This window comes from Paenibacillus lactis, assembly GCF_017873605.1.
In the GTDB taxonomy this organism is placed as follows: Bacteria; Bacillota; Bacilli; order Paenibacillales; family Paenibacillaceae; genus Paenibacillus_AQ; species Paenibacillus_AQ lactis.
In genome coordinates, this window is record NZ_JAGGKI010000001.1 from 431,079 (window position 1) to 447,581 (window position 16,503).

The window sequence follows — 16,503 nt, forward strand, 5'->3', positions numbered from 1 at the left end:
ATGGCTACAGTAAAAAATGAGACCGTGATGAAACGCCAGCCTGCCACTGGAACGGGACGATTACAATTTCTAGACCAGTTCAGGGGATTCGCTCTGCTTGGCCTGCCGTTTGTTAACGTACTGGCGCTCTGGCTGATCGCCACGCCTATCGTGTCCTTATTTTATCTAAGCTCGCTCTTGATGCTCGGACATATCCGCATAGGCGCCAAGGTCTTGCATCCGTTACAGGCGTACGGCAGGATGGCGCTTACCAATTACATTGGCCAAACGGTTTTTTTGGTCGGAATTCAACGTTTAATATTGAATGGATCCCCGAGCACGTATGTCGTCTCCACGCTCGTTTCCCTAGGGATTGTGGCCTTCCAGATCATCATCAGCAACCTGTGGATGCGTTGGTTCCAATACGGACCTCTGGAATGGTTGTGGCGGTGCGGGACCTATTGGACCCTCGTGCCGATTCGCCAAAAAACAGGAAACCCGCAGGCCTGAGGCCTATAGGTCTCCTGTTTTTTCTTGTAGGTGCCGCCCAGTGATCATGTAAATCCCGAAAAGTATCGTCCATATAAACACAGGGCCTGCGGTGACCGGGTAGATGAACACGCTTAATTTCGGAAGCAGCAGTGCAACAGGTATTCCAATCGCCCCCCACACTCCTGTCGCTATGCCAATCCATGCCAAGACGGGCTTCATATTGCCTCCAGCAAGCAGCGCAAGGCCAAGCAGGCTTACTCCGATCCAGGCCAGCATCATGGCAAAGTCGCCGGCCATAATGCCGAAAGCAAATAATCCCACACCCAAGGCGGCTGTCCCAGGGTCCTGCACTGAACCCCACTCCTTGGCAAGGACCGGAAGAACGGTTAACTCCATCGCAAGTACGAGCACCCATATCGTGATCGCCGCAACGAACAAGCGGGAAGCCAACATCGCAGCAGGGCGCCTGCTGACGACGGCCTCCCCGAGCGACAGTCCTCCCAGCCACAATAATATGGCCGCCAGCATCAGGCTGTGATCCCATTGCCAATAGGTCAGCATGTCCGGAATCATCGATATGACATGGTGCCCCGTCCACGGATCCGTAGCCGGCGGGTGCATCAGCGCAGCTGTAACAAACAACGCCCCGCCCAATAAAATGCTGATTCCTGCATAACGGCCAACCCGCGAAGCATCCTTCCATTTGCTCATGAGGGGTTCCCTCCTTGCTTCTTCGTCTACCTATCCTTATACTTCCCGCACTGCGTTGAAACTAGAAGTTTAAGATTTTGTCGCGGACATTCAAGCAGATATGCCTGATTCCACTGAAACCGGGCCATTTACGTCCGTTGAAGAGCGGGATATGATATCTTTATCCACACGGTTAAAAAACCTACATCGCAAGGAGGCGGCATATTGGATGATGAAGATCAGCGCTTTTGCCAAGGTCAGCGGACTGTCCATCAAAGCACTGCGCTATTATGACGAGCTGGGCCTGCTCAAGCCGGCCCATGTGGACGAACAAAGCGGATACCGTTATTACGCCGAGGAGCAGCTTCTGACCGTCAAGCGGATTGCCGCCTACAAGGAACAGGGGTTTACATTAGAACAGCTTAAGCCGTTTTTGGAAGACAATATAAGAGCCGATGCCGTTAGAGACAAGCTTTCCGAGAAAATGAAGGAGCTTCAGGAGACGGTGCAAAGTCTCCAGCTGCAGCTGGATGAGGTGAACAGCAGACTATCTCACCTGGAGCACATCGGGACGGGGGATCCCGCGGAGTCCATCCGGACCCGGAAAGTCCCGTCTCAACGCGTCGCTTCCCTTCGTGACCAGGTCCCCCGCAGCCAGCTATGTCTCTTGCTCGATGAGGTTATGAAATATGCGGCTCTACAAGGGGAAGAGGAGGCCAGGCAGCTCATCATCCTTTGGCATGACGACGGCAATGGGAATGCCGATGTGGCAGACATTGAAGTTGCCCTCCCTTTATCCAGGGATATACCTGCCAATGGCCGGGTGCGTGTGCATGTCCTGCCAGAGCTGGAGTCAGCCGCATCCCTTATCCATCATTGTGATCCGTACGGCTATAGCTGCCCCGTCATACCCGAGCTCAAGGCATGGATTTCGTCCCAAGGTCTCGTTCAATCGGACCGGGAGCCGATCCGTGAAATGTATCTCACTTCGGACAAAGATATTTACGGCAGGAAGCGCCCTGCGGAATTGCTTATCCCCTTGCTAGGCAATGCAGAGTAGCCATTCCATAACGTGATCGGATACCGGAGAAGCGCCTGGGCCCAGCCCTCATCGCCTCAACACGTACTTGGAGAGGTAGTAATCCGGCTTGTTTTTCATGAAAGCTCAAAAAATGCTCCCCCCCTCTTGACTCTCCCCTTAACTGGAGAGTGTACAGTAGCTTTAAATCGAACAAGAGGAGTGGAGTTTCATGAAACGATTAGAAGACAAGATTGCATTGATTACAGGCGGAAGCCGAGGAATCGGCAAAGGAATCGCGCTTCGGCTGGCCGAAGAAGGGGCACTGGTCGTTGTTCATTACGGAACCCGCCGGGATGCGGCGGATGAGGTTGTTCAGACCATACAGGACCAGGGCGGTCGAGCTATCGCTTTGGGTGCCAAGCTGGAATCGGTAGATGGAGTCAAGGGGCTTATTCATTCACTGGAAGAGGAGCTGCTTCGCATCACGGGAGACACCCGTTTCGATATTCTGGTGAATAACGCAGGCATCGGAACCTCAAGCACCTTCGAAGACACGACCGAGGAGGGCCTTGACGAGCTCCTTGCCGTTAATGTGAAGGCCCCGTTCTTCCTGGTTCAACAGGCCCTGCCACTCCTGCGTGACGGCGGTCGCATCGTCAACATCTCCTCCGGCGTGACGCGGATCGCCTATCCGCATATTATGGCCTACAACATCACAAAGGGCGCGATCAATACGTTTACCTTGCATCTTGCCAAGCTGCTGGGCCCGCGCGGAATTACGGTGAACGCGGTGCTTCCAGGGATTGTGGACACCGACGTGAATGCATCCTGGCTGCACACGCCGGAAGGACAACAGCATGCCGCGGAGATGTCCGCGCTTGGCCGAATCGGCCAACCGTCCGATATTGCGGATGTCGTGGCGTTTCTTGCATCAAGCGACGGGCGCTGGGTAACGGGACAAATGGTTGACGCAACCGGCGGTTCTCATCTGTAACTGTGAAGAAGGGCTATCCTTGCTCGGCAGTAACGCCAAGAAGGATAGCCCTTATGCTATATTCTGCTGTTAATTGGATCTGTTAGTATGCTGCTCAATCAAGGTAGCTCTTTCCCTCAATTCGTTGTTCCATCGGATTCGCCCATCCGCACAACCGACTTTCGCTCCGGGTCCCAGCGTAGTGACAGAGCCTCACCTTGCACATGCAGGCCTCCCACCCATTTGTCGATGATACCGGTGCGGGCATCGCCGGCCTTTCCGGCTAATACCTCCCGGCCCAGATTCGTGACTTGCAGGACCCGATCTTGGAAATGCGGGGCGGCCTGCTTGAAGTCCGGAAACGGTGCTGTGCCATCAGTAACCAGCAGCGGGTCCGGCCCCTCCGTCAGCTTCGCAAGGTAAAACCAGAATTCCAGGTCCCCCATGCCGAGCATATGGAGCTGATCTCCTACCCTTCGGAACAACTTATACGGCTGATGAACTCCATCCGCTACAGCCTCTAACGTCGTCTGCTCGATGATTCCGAGCCCATTGCCCACAGAGGGCAGCCGGGCAAGATGGGCCTCGAATGCATCCCTTGCAAAAGGCAGCGCCGAGGAATCCACCTCCAGCATGCGCTGATGTTGCTCCGGCCGATCCGAGGTATAGGCTTCCCACAACATGCTGCCGAGTGCAAGCTCGTCTTCTCCGATCGCGTGCCATGTGCCCGATAAAGTCTCGAGCTGCTCGGTGCTGAGCTGCCCCAGCCCGCGAAAAAGCTCAATGCCCGGGTAGGCGCCAATGCACAGCAGGCTCAGCTTCGTATTTCCCAATGACTGCTCCTTAAACCAATGCAGCAAATAGGACAGCATGGTCTGGTCAAACAGGTCATGCTCAAACCAGAGCACGATTTCATCATATTTATGAAAATCTCGAAGCTTCCTCTCCTGCGACTCGCAGGTCTCGATATATTCCTTCTCCGGAATCCCGAGCGTTTGCTCCAAATAGCGAGCCCTCGTTCTGCGATTATCCGGCTCGTCCATCCTCGGAAAGACCGGACCAAACGAATAAAGCTCTCTCCACACCAGGATATCTCCTTGAATGTTCCCTTGCTTCAGCTTATCCCCCACTGAATCTCCGTTGACAATATGCAGCATACGCCTGCCTCCCTCATATAGATCGGTGAACACCGATACAAAGTCGGCTACATGAAGCGTGTTCTTCAGCTTCCGCCGGGCATCAAAGAGCCGCTTCTTCAAAGCTGCCAGAGATATATCCAGATATTGCGAAATCTCCTGCAGGCTGTAGCCTTGAAAATAATAGAGCTGAACCGCAATCCGCATGCCCGGCGGCAAATCCGCGATCGTGGCATGCAGCTGGCCGATCAATTCTTTCTTTTCCACAACCGTCTCCAGGCTCCGCTGGTCGCCAGCCGGCAATTCCATCTCGTGCAGCGGTAACGTCTGCAGCTGCTTGCGGCGCAGGTCCCTGTAGCACTGCCGCTCAACAATCACTTTGAACCATCCGGGAAAACGCCGGGGATCCTGCAGCTTATGCAGATTTGCAAAAGCCTCCGTAAAGGCCTCCTGCACGGCATCCTCCGCCGAGTGGGGATCCTGCAATTTATCGTAGGCTACGGCCAGCGCCATTCCGGTATAATGCCGGACCAGGCTTTCCTGAGCCTCCGCACTGCCCTGCCGGGCTTCCTCTATCCACTGAAGCACGTTCATCTAACCCTCCTTTCCCGGTGTCTCTATCCCTTAAGTGCCGATCTGAATGAAAAAGGTTACCTTCCTTCAAGAAATTATCGTCTGAACCGGATGGATGATCGATCGGAAATTCTCCATCGCCTTCGCCGGCGCTTCCGAAATACGGTTCCAATGGTGATAGAAGCTGCATGGAAATTTAAACAGATGGCCGAAGTCCCAGTCGATCGCAGCTCCGTCAATGCCCGCCCAGTACTCCGGCTGATGCGGCAGCCAGACCGATCTTGGAGCCTCCGCGAGAGGCAGCCGATCCACCGGGGATATGAGCCGGATCGGTTCCGCAGGGTCCAGCCGGCGGCTGGCACGGAGCACCTTCACGATTTTGAGCAAGCCCGGCAAGCCTCTATGGAAGTAAGTATGGTGGCCTAAATCGTACAACAGGTTTAAGGCATGGGAATAGGTCAGCATATGCCCCAGCAAGTCATGATGGGCTTCCGCGCGGTAGATCACCGAATAAGCGGCCAGTTCGTTCAAAATAAAAGCCGCCAGCTGATCGCCGTCCGTTATTTCAGGTATCCCGTCAAGCTCATCCAGAGTCAGCCGTTTAACCTCGGCTGCTGAATATCCGATCCAGGACCTTCCCGGGATCGTCTTCGCGAAAGAGCCAATTAATTCCGCAATATCGGCAGCTTCATGCCGTAGACCGCCTCCAAGCTCATGGAGTGCAGCCAGGCTTATTGCGGAATAGATCACGTTGTGACCTACCCAGTGCAAGCCATCAATCGTAGCGTCCAGGGCCGCGAGAATCCGTGCTTCCGCGTCTTTCACGCTTATGCTGTCCTCTGCCGCCGCCCTTCCCGGCTGCAAGTATTTGCCGACCATCCTCTGATTCTCCACCGCCACGGCCTCTTCAACCTTCCCGGTCAACCGGTTTGCCTTTGCAAAAAAATAACCCGCAATCGCGGCCGCTCCGTAATGGGCCTGCCAAATATCCCCCGTTTGCCGTCTGCACTGCGACAGTATGGTTAATCCGTCAGCGAGAATCGCCGTATCCTGATCCCTCAACATGAATTCCCCCATAACGCTTGACATTAACCTAACACCTGTGTGATGATACTCATCAAATCATCTTGTTCTCTCTTCTCATTCGAAAAAGAGCTGCGCAGATGATTTCAAGAACAACATACCACACGGCTAGGAGAAGAAATAGTAGCTTATCTTTCGAGGTCCAAGCGAACCGGCGAATGGTGCGAGGCCCGGTACCCCGGAATAAGTGAATGGATCTTCTCGCTTCAACCCGAACCTTCGGCTAATGCCGGGGCAGTAGGCCTTGACGGCTCTCCTCCGTTATCATGGGAGATATGACAGGAAGCATGGCGTTGTCCCCCTTCCCCATTCCTCCCGTGTCATGGATAAGAGCGGCTGTACGGTCGAATTCGGGTGGTACCGCGGAGTTACACTTCGTCCCATAGAGGGATGAGGTGTTTTTGTGTTGTTCGCAAACGATCAGGAGGTGTGTTATGAAACGATTATTGTCTGGCATTAAGCCAAGCGGGGATTTGAATATTGGCGGGTATGGAGGCGCGCTCCGTCAATATGTGAAGCTGCAGCATGAGTATGACTCCTATTTCTTTGTGCCGGATCTGCATGCAGTGACCGTCTATCAGGATCCCAAGGAGCTGCATCAGCGCTCGCGGGACATTGCCGCGCTGTATATCGCATCGGGGATCGATCCCGATAAAGCGACGATTTTTCTGCAATCGCAGGTCCCTGAACATGCCCAGCTGGGATGGTTGCTGGAGACGCAGGCGCATTTCGGCGAATTAAAGCGGATGACCCAGTTCAAGGAGAAATCCGCCGGGCAGGATACGGTTAGCTCTGCCCTGTTCACGTATCCGGTCCTGATGGCTGCCGATGTGCTGCTCTATCAGGCAACGCATGTGCCGGTCGGTGACGATCAGAAGCAGCATCTGGAGTTGACCCGCGATGTGGCCGAGCGGTTCAATAACCGGTATGGCCGCACGTTTACGATGCCCGAGCCGATCATTCAGGATATTGGCTCCCGCGTCATGGGCCTTGACGATCCGTCCAAGAAAATGAGCAAGAGCAATCCGAATAGAAATAGCTGCATCCACATGATGGATACGCCAGAGGATATCCGCAAGAAATTCTCCAAGGCCGTTACCGACTCGGACGGACAGGTCCGGTACGACTGGGAGAATAAGCCGGCGGTCAGCAATCTGATCGAAATTTATTCCGTATTCTCCGAGGAGGAAATCCCCTTCATCGAGAAACGGTATGAGGGCCAAGGATACGGTACGTTCAAGAAAGAATTGGCCGAAGTGGTCATCGAGAAACTTCAACCGATCCAGGAGAAGTTCCATCAAATCGTGAATTCCTCCGAGCTTGATCGCATTTTGATGGACGGAGCGAAGCGTGCTTCCGAAACCGCCGGCACAACACTGCTTGCCGCCAAGAAAGCAATGGGATTCGTCACGTTCTGAAAGCACCGCAGGGCGTCCCCTTGGTATCTGCATCCTGCTATTAGGATTGAGATCAAGGGGCGCCCTGCACCATTCATCCATTACATCGTGCCTTATCCACCGTCAATAACCTCTTATGAAGGTCCACTCCGTAATCCAGTAATCCATCGTACAGTTTCCTTTCCATGTGCTATTTCGGGCGCTCATCCACTTATGTTACGATGCCGCAACCGACTTTCCTTTATCCGAGCGTTTTCCCTTCTTCACCACCGAAGCTAAGTGCAATACCAAGAAACCGCCGGCGATCGCCCATAGTACCGTATGATTTGCCGTTGCGGATGCCGATCCGTCAAAATACATCACATCCCGAAGCGCCGAAGCGGCAAAGCGCAGGGGGGTCCACGAGTACAGCCAATCCTGCGTGGCCTGCGGCAGAAACTCCGGCGCCATATTGAGAAGCGGCATCGAGAAGAACATCAGGAGCACCAGGATCCCCATCGCCGGAAGTCCGAGCCAGTTAAGCAGCGTGGACTGCAGGAGGAAAAAGGCAGACCCGGCCAGCCACAGCATCAGCCACACGTTGCCCCCGTTCGTTAGCTCCATGCCATACCAGGAGGAAGCCATCCATACCAGGAAACCGGAGGCCAAACCCGCCAGCAGTAAACCAACAGCACCTTGAAGCACGATCGCGATCCCCCTGCTGCCATCACCAGCTGCTGCTGTCCGAAGCGCCTGGAACAAGGACAAGCTAATAATCAGGCATCCGATCCATAGAATTTGCGTCAGCAGCCCCGGCGCATTGCCGCTTGCATGATTAGCTCCGACCGGGTGGACAATCTTTTCTTGAACCTCAAACGGGGCAAGAAGAGCCTGTGCTGTTGTTACGGGCACCAATTCCGCCTGCGCGCCAATCATGGTCAATGCCTGTTTGGATAGCTCGGAGCCTGCCATCTTGAGCACCTGCCCAAGCATCTGCTTGACCACGGCGGACGCTTGGGCATTCATCCCCTCGTTTACCAGTATGTGAATGACAGCCGGGTTGGGAGCCGGAGACTGAAGGGTCAGCATGCCTGAGCTGAGATTCTCCGGAAGCACCAGCGCTCCGTAATATTTCTGCGCATCCATCCCTTCTCTCGCTTCCGCCTCCGAAGCTACGATCTCCCACCGAACGGGCAGCTGCGTGTTTTGCTCCAGCATTCCCTTCATCTTCTCCCCCACAGCAAGCGTCTCCCCGTTCGGAAGCGCTGCAGGCTGATCCAGCACGACCAGCGCCACTGGCAGAGATTTTGGCTTTGCGCCTACGATCGAGCCCATCATGGCAACGCCGAAGACGGTTAACACCAGAAGGACTGCCAATGCGCCAATCCACAGCATTTTTTGCCTTAAGAACACCATATCCACCACTCCTCATTATAATGAACAAACTGTTGATTAATGATCACACCGTTAATTATAATGGGGAAAGAATGCAGTTCAATCATCAGCTTTATTCCGAGTGTTCATTACTCATCATGTTCAAGATAGGTGTTCATTAATTGGGATAAATTCATCGGTCAGGGGGAGAACACGCTTTGCCTAGAAAAACGGACCGCAGGCAGATTCGAACGAATCAGCTGCTGCGCAAAACGCTGTTTGAGCTTATGCAGGAGAAGTCCGTCAATGCCATCACCGTGACGGATATAACGAGCCGCGCGGATATTAACCGGGGGACGTTCTATCTTCATTACAGGGACGTGCCGGATATGCTGGAGAAGTTGAAGGAAGAAGTGATGGCGGAAATCCGCAGCATCGTCCTGGAAATCGACCCGAGGGATACCAGGATTTATGCGGAGAAAGGCGAGCCATATCCGCCCTCCATCCAGATATTCGAGGTGCTCATCAAACACGGCGACTTTATCAAAGCCGTCCTCGGGCCTAACGGAGATATGTCTTTCGTGCGTCAATTCCGGCAGTTCATGACCGAGAATATGTACGACAAGCAGGCCTTTCGAATGGCAGCACAGAATAGCCGGATTCCAAGCGACTATCTGATTGCTTACATGACCTCGGCCAATATCGGGCTGGTCATCCACTGGATCGAGTCAGGGATGAATCTGTCCGCAGAAGAGATGGGCGCCCTGATGACGCAGCTGATCAATTACGGGCCGCTGATCACATCCGGCATCGTAAGCAAGGCATAACGAAGAGGGATCCATTCGCTGGATCCCTCTTTCATCATACCATGCAGCTGCCGCTATTTAATCATCTGCTTCACGAGCTCGCGGTTGCGCTCCTTGAACACCTCGTTGTGCGACGATACCATCGCGCTGCGGTGCGCCTCCGGCTCGATAAAGCGCTTGGCGCTGTTGACCGCATTGGCCGCATCCTGGAACGCGCCGGCAATCAGATGCAGCTTCCCGTCGTAATGCAGAATATCCCCTGCGGCATACAGTCCGGGCACGGAGGATTGGCAGTGTCCGTTCCCGGCAATGTAATAATCGTCCACGCGTTCGATCCCAAGCCCGCTGTTCTCAAGCAGGGAAATGTCGCGTTCATAGCCGTGGTTGATAATGACTTCGTCGACCTCAATGACATTTACCTCGCCGGTCTTGCTGTTCGTGAGTTCCACCCGCTCGATGGTTTCGTGGTTCTCCGAAGCGATCAGCTTCGTAATCTGCGTATGGAAGAAGCAGCTGGCCGAGCTGTTCAGCAGCTGCTCGACCTGGGCCTCGTGGCCGCTCAGCTCTTCTTTCCGGTAAGCCAAGTATACCTTCTTCGCGACCGGCTCGAGTTCATTCGCCCAGTCGATGGCGGAGTTGCCGCCGCCGGATATAATCACGGTCTTATCCTTGAAATGCTGCAGCGATTTGACGGTATAGTTGAGGTTCGACACCTCGAACCGTTCGGCTCCTTCAATCTGCAGCTTCTGCGGATTGAGAATGCCCCCGCCAACGGCAACGATGACCGTTCTCGAGAGGTGGGTGCCGGAGTTCGCGGTATGTAATTCGAAGATCCCTTCCTCGTTACGGGAAATGGATTCCACCTTCTCATTCAGCAGCACTTCCGGACTGAAGGTCAGGCCCTGCTGAACCATCTGCTCGATGAGCTTGGCGCCGGTAATCGGAGTCTGGCCTCCGACATCCCATATCATTTTTTCCGGATAGACGTGAACCTTCCCGCCCAGCACCGGCTGGTATTCAATAATCTTGGTCTTCATTCCGCGAAGCCCGCTGTAGAAAGCCGAATATAAGCCAGCCGGCCCGCCCCCAATAACCGTCACATCAAAAATTTCGTTCCCTGCCACGAATTACACCTCCGGGATATATCGGTAAAAGGTTATGTCCATAACCTATACTTGGACGTAAATGATTATCATTATCATTTAGTATACGTTGCCTTCATTTATTTTACAATCGCGGATTTTATTTTTTTCGTTTTTTTATGATTTTATCTATATATAGTAATCCCATTCGGATTTTAGCTATATATTGAACAATAGTGTTGTGTGCATGAAAATTATTTAAATATTCCATGAAGATACTTATTGACAAAGAGAGGTCCCCATATTATATTATGGCTGATATTGAGAATCATTATCGTTTAAAAAGCGAACTTTCCCCAGGAGGTGAACCTATATGATTCGTCTTTGCACAGATCGATTAACGGTCGGTTACGGTGAGAACGTCATATTAGACCGGCTGAACGTCGATATTCCCGATAAAAAAATCACAACGATCATCGGTCCGAACGGCTGCGGCAAATCCACGCTGCTGAAGGCAATGACGCGCATTATCCCGTATCAATCCGGGGCCGCCATTATCGATGGTCAGGAAATCGCGCGCATCAATACGAAGGAGCTGGCCAAGAAGCTGGCCATTCTCCCCCAAACACCGGAGGGTCCGGGCGGATTGACGGTAGGTGAGCTGGTGTCCTATGGACGCTATCCCCATCAGCGAGGGTTCGGACGTTTAACGAAGCAGGATATGGAGGTTATTGACTGGGCGCTTTCCGTCACCGGAACCCAGGATTATAAATATCGTTCCGTGGATGCCTTGTCCGGCGGCCAGCGGCAGCGGGTATGGATCGCGATGGCACTCGCTCAAGAGACCGAGATGATCTTCCTCGACGAACCGACCACCTACCTGGATATGGCTCACCAGCTTGAGATTCTGGAGCTGCTTGAGCAGCTGAACGTCATGCAAGAGCGCACCATCGTGATGGTGCTCCATGATCTGAACCAAGCGGCCAGATTCGCCGATTACATCATCGCTATGAAAGACGGAAGCGTTATTCAGGCCGGTGATCCCGAGAACGTCATCTCGCGCGAGGTGCTGAAGAAGGTATTTAACATTGATGCGGAGATCGGACGCGACCCCCGCACCGGCAAACCGTTATGCATCACATACAATCTATTAAGAGGAGAGCAAGAACATGAACCCCAATTGGAAGCAAAGCCTGAACTTGAGGAAGCTGATCATCCCGTTTATCGCGCTGCTGTTCATTCTTAGCGCTTGCAGCAGCCAGCCGAAGGATACCGGAAGCAACGGAAGTGGGACCGCTGCGCCGGAAACTCCAGCAACCAACGACAAAGACAGCGCCTCCGGCACGATTACATACCAGTCCGAGAACGGGCCGGTCGAGGTACCCGCTAATCCGCAGCGTGTTATCGTACTTTCCACCTTTGCCGGGGACCTGATCCATCTTGGCGTCAATATGGTCGGCGTCGATTCCTGGTCCAAGTTAAATCCCGCGTTTGCCGACAAGCTTAAGGATGCCGAAGAGGTATCCGATGAGAATCTGGAGAAGATCATTGAACTGAACCCGGATCTCATTATCGGACTATCGACAATCAAGAACGTCGATAAATTGAAAGAAATCGCTCCTACCGTTACGTTCACGTACGGCAAAGTCGATTACCTTACCCAGCATCTTGAAATCGGCAAGCTTGTGAATAAAGAGAAGGAAGCTCAAGCCTGGATCGACGATTTTAAACAGCGTGCGGAGAAGGCCGGTGAAGAAATTCGCGCCAAGATCGGTGAGGACGCGACCGTATCCGTAATCGAAAGCTTCGAGAAGCAGCTCTATGTATACGGAAACAACTGGGGCCGCGGGACTGAGATTTTGTATCAGGCCATGAAGCTGAAGATGCCTGAGAAAGTAAAGGAAACCGCGCTGAAGGAAGGCTACTACGCCATTTCAACCGAGGTGCTGCCGGAATTTGCCGGCGACTATATCATTCTCAGTAAGTTCAACGATGCGGACACCTCCTTCCAGCAAACCGATACGTATAAGCAAATCCCTGCCGTCAAGAACGGCCGCGTATTCGAAGCGGACGGGAACCGGATCTATTTCAACGATGCGACCACGCTCGAATACCAGCTTGAGTTTATTACCGAGCATTTCTTGGGCCAGAAGTAAACTGCCCATCATCCAAACTTAAGGAAAGATGATTCCATGACTAAGCCTACTCAGCGATCCATCCCTTTCTCCGTCAAGCTTGTTGCCGGTCTCATCGCCTTTGCGGCCATGTTCGTCATTGCGATGGTATTCGGAGCGGCGGAGACCAGTATAAAGGACGTGTGGCTCGCCTTGGCCACCAAGGCCGAAGGCGAGAAATTGTCCGTCCTGAGAGATATCCGTCTCCCCCGCGAGATTGCAGCCATCCTGGTCGGAGCCGCGCTGGCGGTCTCCGGCGCGATCATGCAGGGCCTTACGCGCAACCCGCTGGCGGATCCGGGCCTCTTGGGCCTCACCAGCGGCGCCAATGCGGCGCTCGCATTCACGATGGCCTTTATCCCCGCGGCCAATTATTTCGGCATTATGGTGGCCTGCTTTATCGGGGCCGCCGTGGGGACCATCATGGTGTTCGGCATCGGCGCGATGCGCAAAGGCGGCTTCTCGCCGCTCCAGATGGTGCTTGCAGGCTCCGCGGTCTCGGCCTTTCTGTACGCCATCGCCGAAGGGATCGGCATCTATTTTAAAATATCCAAGGATATCTCCATGTGGACGGCAGGGGGCGTCATCGGAACGTCTTGGGGCCAGCTTCAGACGATCTTCCCGTTCATTCTGATCGGAATCCTGATTGCGATCCTCTTGTCGAGACAGCTGACCATCCTCAGCCTGAGCGAAGAGGTGGCGACCGGGCTCGGACAAAATATCGCGGTCATCAAATTCGTTTTATTCGTGGTTATTATTCTGCTGGCCGGCACATCCGTAGCTCTGGTGGGCAATCTGGCCTTCCTCGGCTTAATGGTGCCCCATATCGTCCGGGGGATCGTCGGCACCGATTATCGCCATGTCATTCCGATGTCGGCTACGGCCGGTGCGGTGTTCATGCTGTTTGCCGATACCGTTGGCCGGACGCTGAATGCCCCGTACGAGACACCGGTAGCCGCGCTGATTGCAGTCATGGGCCTGCCCTTCTTCCTGTTTATCGTGCGTAAAGGAGGGCGAGGAATGGCATGATCCATCCATCATTAGTGAAAAAGCAGCGAATTACGTTTCTTATCCTGTTCATCCTAACCGTGTGCACCGTCCTGGTAGGTTTAGGGCTAGGGTATTCTTCGGTCAGCTATGACCGGATTATTCCGACCCTGCTTGGACAAGGAAGCTTCAAGGAAGAGTTCATTATTTTCTCGGTGCGTCTGCCGCGCATGTTGATTACCCTGCTGGCCGGAATGGCCTTGGCGCTGTCCGGCGCCATCCTGCAGAACATCACGCGCAACGACCTGGCGGATCCCGGCATCATCGGGATCAACTCGGGAGCCGGCGTCGGCGTGGCCGTGTTCTTTCTGTTCTTCCCGATCGAGGCCGGCTCCTTTATTTACATGCTGCCCATCGCCGCCTTTATAGGAGCCGTGCTGACTGCGGCATTCATCTACATGTTCGCTTACCGGAAAGGCGAAGGCCTTCAGCCCGTCAAGCTGGTGCTCACCGGTGTCGGCTTCTCTATGGCACTCTCCGGCGTCATGATCGTGCTCACCTCGTCGGCTGAACGGGAGAAGGTTGATTTTATCGCCAAATGGCTGGCCGGCGGCATCTGGGGCACGGACTGGCCGTTCATTCTAGCGCTGCTGCCATGGCTGATCGTCCTCGTTCCGTTCACGCTGTATAAAGCGCAGCGCATGAATCTGCTCGGACTCAGTGATCCGGTCGGCATCGGTGTCGGCGTGTCCATTGAACGGGAGCGGATCGTCCTGCTCCTGGCCGCCGTAGCGCTGGCGGGATCCGCCGTATCCGTGACCGGCGGCATCACGTTCATCGGTCTGATGGGCCCGCATATTGCCAAGGCGCTGGTCGGCCCCCGCAATCAGCTGTACATTCCGATTGCGGTCCTGATCGGAGGCTGGCTCCTGCTGCTGGCCGACACAATCGGGCGCAACATCGTGGACCCCGACGGCATTGCGGCCGGCATCATGGTCGCCATTATCGGCGCACCGTATTTCGTCTACTTGCTGTTAAAGCGAAGTTAATCGTGCCTAAACCTTAATAGGAAAGGCTTTAATTTAAGCCCATCCCCTGAATTGTAAAGAGCCCTGAGACATTTCACGTGTCCTCAGGGCTTTATTCATAACGGCTTATTCATACGTCACTTTCTCCCCTTATTCGCCGCTTCCTCCAAACGGCGGAACCGTTTGAGATCAGCCTTTCGTACAGGCAGCGGCTCATGGGCCATCAGCCTGACCACCGCGACGATCAGCAGCAGCAGAAGCACCGTAAACGGCAGCGCTGCGATCAGGGAGGCGGTCTGAAGGGCCTCTAGTCCCCCGGCATACAGCAGCACGCCCGCGATGCCGGCCATCAGCGTACCCCACACGATTTTGACCATCAGGGAAGGGTTCAGGCTGCCGAAGGTCGTCATACTGGATAGAATATACGTCGCTGAATCTGCTGATGTCACCAGAAACGTCAGAATCAGAATGATCGCCAGCACGTTCATCACGGAAGAGAAAGGCAGCTGATTAAACAGCTGGAACAGCGCCGAGGTGACATCCGCATTGACGGCTGCGGCTATCCCGGTATTCTCATGCAAGTCATACCAGAGCGCGGTCCCGCCGAATACGGCAATCCACAGACAGGCGATGAGCGGCGGAACGACCATAACCCCGACAATAAACTCCCGCACGGTCCGTCCTCTGGACACTCTGGCTACGAAAGCACCGACATATGGTGACCAGGCAATCGCCCAAGCCCAATAAAAAATCGTCCATTCCCGTACCCACGAGCCTTCGGCGTATGGCTGCAGCCGCAAGCTGTACGACACGAAATTCGAGATATAATCGCCCAGCGCCATGGTGAAGGTCTCCAGAATGAATACCGAGGGCCCGGTGACAAACACAAACAGCAAAAATATGAGCGCCATCGCCAGATTCAAATTACTTAAGTACTTGATCCCCTTATCCAGGCCAGTCGTGGAAGAGATCATATAAGCGACAAAAATAATCGCCAAAATCCCCAGCTGAAGGCCAACACCGTTATGAATCCCCGTAATGGTATTCAATCCGCCGCTCATCTGCAGCACCCCGAGTCCGATCGAGGTCGCGATTCCCATCACGGTGGCAATGACCGCCAAGATATCAATGCTGTTCTTGACTGCAGGTTTGGAGCCGGTTACCGGTTCGAGGGCCGTGGATACAAGCCCATTCTTGTTCTTGCGAAACTGCAGGAATGCAATCACCAGCCCGACGAGGGCAAATACCGACCATTGGCTGATCCCCCAGTGGAAAAAGGAATACCCCATTGCGACACGGGCTGCATCCACGCCTTGGGCCTCGACGCCTGCAAAGGGGGTTTTGAAGAAATGGCTCATCGGCTCCGCCACGCCCCAGAATACAAGCCCGACGCCGAAGCCGGCCGAGAACAGCATGCCGATCCAGGTGAAGAACGGATATTCCGGCTTTTCCTTCTCGCCGCCCAGGCGAATCGTCCCGTACTTGCTGGCGGCAACCCAAATCAGAAAGATGATGATAGCAAAAATCGAGAGCAGATAGAACCATCCGAAATTCGTGGTCGTGAACCTATACAGATGTCCCGCTACTTCACCAAAGGCGCCCGGCATGACCGCTCCCAAAACAGCGAGCACCGCAATGATGACAGCCGAAACCGAGAACACGACATTTTTCAATATATTCTGTTTCACAATGCTCACCCCAACCTGCTTAGTCATCAATCCCTATACAG

At 54.1% G+C, this 16,503-nt stretch carries 15 protein-coding genes and 1 other annotated feature; of the genes, 9 read left to right on the forward strand and 6 right to left on the reverse strand.

Annotated features, from left to right (window positions below; translation table 11 throughout):
- On the forward strand, positions 1-489 hold the full coding sequence (locus tag J2Z18_RS01710) for a DUF418 domain-containing protein (RefSeq protein WP_040738320.1): 489 nt from the start codon (positions 1-3) through the stop codon (positions 487-489).
- Positions 490-492: 3 nt separating this feature from the next.
- Here J2Z18_RS01710 and J2Z18_RS01715 read toward each other — a convergent pair whose 3' ends face one another.
- Positions 493-1,182 (reverse strand): hypothetical protein, encoded by a 690-nt coding sequence (locus J2Z18_RS01715; RefSeq protein WP_007128997.1) that lies wholly within the window; start codon positions 1,180-1,182, stop codon positions 493-495.
- Between the two features lie 208 nt (positions 1,183-1,390).
- Here J2Z18_RS01715 and J2Z18_RS01720 point away from each other — a divergent pair, with 208 nt between their 5' ends.
- Both J2Z18_RS01720 and J2Z18_RS01725 read left to right on the forward strand, forming a co-directional pair.
- Positions 1,391-2,221 (forward strand): MerR family transcriptional regulator, encoded by an 831-nt coding sequence (locus tag J2Z18_RS01720; protein ID WP_007128998.1) that lies wholly within the window; start codon positions 1,391-1,393, stop codon positions 2,219-2,221.
- 190 nt (positions 2,222-2,411) lie between these two features.
- Complete coding sequence (locus J2Z18_RS01725) at positions 2,412-3,176, forward strand: SDR family oxidoreductase (protein ID WP_007128999.1); 765 nt, start codon at positions 2,412-2,414, stop codon at positions 3,174-3,176.
- A gap of 116 nt (positions 3,177-3,292) precedes the next feature.
- Here the strand turns inward: J2Z18_RS01725 and J2Z18_RS01730 are convergent, their stop codons facing one another.
- Both J2Z18_RS01730 and J2Z18_RS01735 read right to left on the reverse strand, forming a co-directional pair.
- A complete protein-coding gene (locus J2Z18_RS01730; RefSeq protein WP_007129000.1) occupies positions 3,293-4,885 on the reverse strand; it encodes a sigma-70 family RNA polymerase sigma factor in 1,593 nt (530 codons plus the stop codon).
- A 66-nt stretch (positions 4,886-4,951) separates the two neighbouring features.
- Positions 4,952-5,953 carry a hypothetical protein gene (locus J2Z18_RS01735; protein WP_244152671.1) on the reverse strand — a complete coding sequence of 334 codons (1,002 nt, stop codon included), beginning with the start codon at positions 5,951-5,953 and terminating at the stop codon, positions 4,952-4,954.
- Positions 5,954-6,048: 95 nt separating this feature from the next.
- Positions 6,049-6,333 (forward strand) — a binding site (T-box leader).
- Between the two features lie 48 nt (positions 6,334-6,381).
- On the opposite strand from J2Z18_RS01735, the gene trpS reads away from it, so the two are divergent.
- Entirely contained in the window at positions 6,382-7,365 is a 984-nt protein-coding gene (gene trpS / locus J2Z18_RS01740) for a tryptophan--tRNA ligase (RefSeq protein WP_007129002.1), read from the forward strand.
- A 195-nt stretch (positions 7,366-7,560) separates the two neighbouring features.
- On the opposite strand, the gene J2Z18_RS01745 is transcribed toward trpS, so the two are convergent.
- Positions 7,561-8,739 (reverse strand): YhgE/Pip domain-containing protein, encoded by a 1,179-nt coding sequence (locus tag J2Z18_RS01745; RefSeq protein WP_007129003.1) that lies wholly within the window; start codon positions 8,737-8,739, stop codon positions 7,561-7,563.
- Positions 8,740-8,915: 176 nt separating this feature from the next.
- On the opposite strand from J2Z18_RS01745, the gene J2Z18_RS01750 reads away from it, so the two are divergent.
- Entirely contained in the window at positions 8,916-9,524 is a 609-nt protein-coding gene (locus J2Z18_RS01750; RefSeq protein ID WP_007129004.1) for a TetR/AcrR family transcriptional regulator, read from the forward strand.
- A 53-nt stretch (positions 9,525-9,577) separates the two neighbouring features.
- Here J2Z18_RS01750 and J2Z18_RS01755 read toward each other — a convergent pair whose 3' ends face one another.
- Positions 9,578-10,627, reverse strand: coding sequence for an NAD(P)/FAD-dependent oxidoreductase (locus J2Z18_RS01755; protein WP_007129005.1), 1,050 nt, complete (start codon positions 10,625-10,627; stop codon positions 9,578-9,580).
- A 331-nt stretch (positions 10,628-10,958) separates the two neighbouring features.
- On the opposite strand from J2Z18_RS01755, the gene J2Z18_RS01760 reads away from it, so the two are divergent.
- Genes J2Z18_RS01760 through J2Z18_RS01775 form a run of 4 tightly spaced genes read left to right on the forward strand, consistent with a single transcriptional unit; the run spans position 10,959 to position 14,795 of the window.
- Positions 10,959-11,831, forward strand: a complete 873-nt coding sequence (locus J2Z18_RS01760; protein ID WP_007129006.1) for an ABC transporter ATP-binding protein — start codon at positions 10,959-10,961, stop codon at positions 11,829-11,831.
- A complete protein-coding gene (locus tag J2Z18_RS01765) occupies positions 11,785-12,741 on the forward strand; it encodes an iron-hydroxamate ABC transporter substrate-binding protein (RefSeq protein ID WP_210094174.1) in 957 nt (318 codons plus the stop codon). Before J2Z18_RS01760 ends, J2Z18_RS01765 begins: the two co-directional genes overlap by 47 nt.
- Positions 12,742-12,777: 36 nt before the next feature.
- A complete protein-coding gene (locus tag J2Z18_RS01770) occupies positions 12,778-13,788 on the forward strand; it encodes a FecCD family ABC transporter permease (RefSeq protein WP_210094074.1) in 1,011 nt (336 codons plus the stop codon).
- Entirely contained in the window at positions 13,785-14,795 is a 1,011-nt protein-coding gene (locus J2Z18_RS01775; protein ID WP_007129009.1) for a FecCD family ABC transporter permease, read from the forward strand. The genes J2Z18_RS01770 and J2Z18_RS01775 overlap by 4 nt, the downstream gene beginning before the upstream one ends.
- Before the next feature lie 116 nt (positions 14,796-14,911).
- On the opposite strand, the gene J2Z18_RS01780 is transcribed toward J2Z18_RS01775, so the two are convergent.
- Positions 14,912-16,489, reverse strand: a complete 1,578-nt coding sequence (locus J2Z18_RS01780; protein ID WP_007129010.1) for a BCCT family transporter — start codon at positions 16,487-16,489, stop codon at positions 14,912-14,914.
- Between the last annotated feature and the right edge of the window lie 14 nt (positions 16,490-16,503).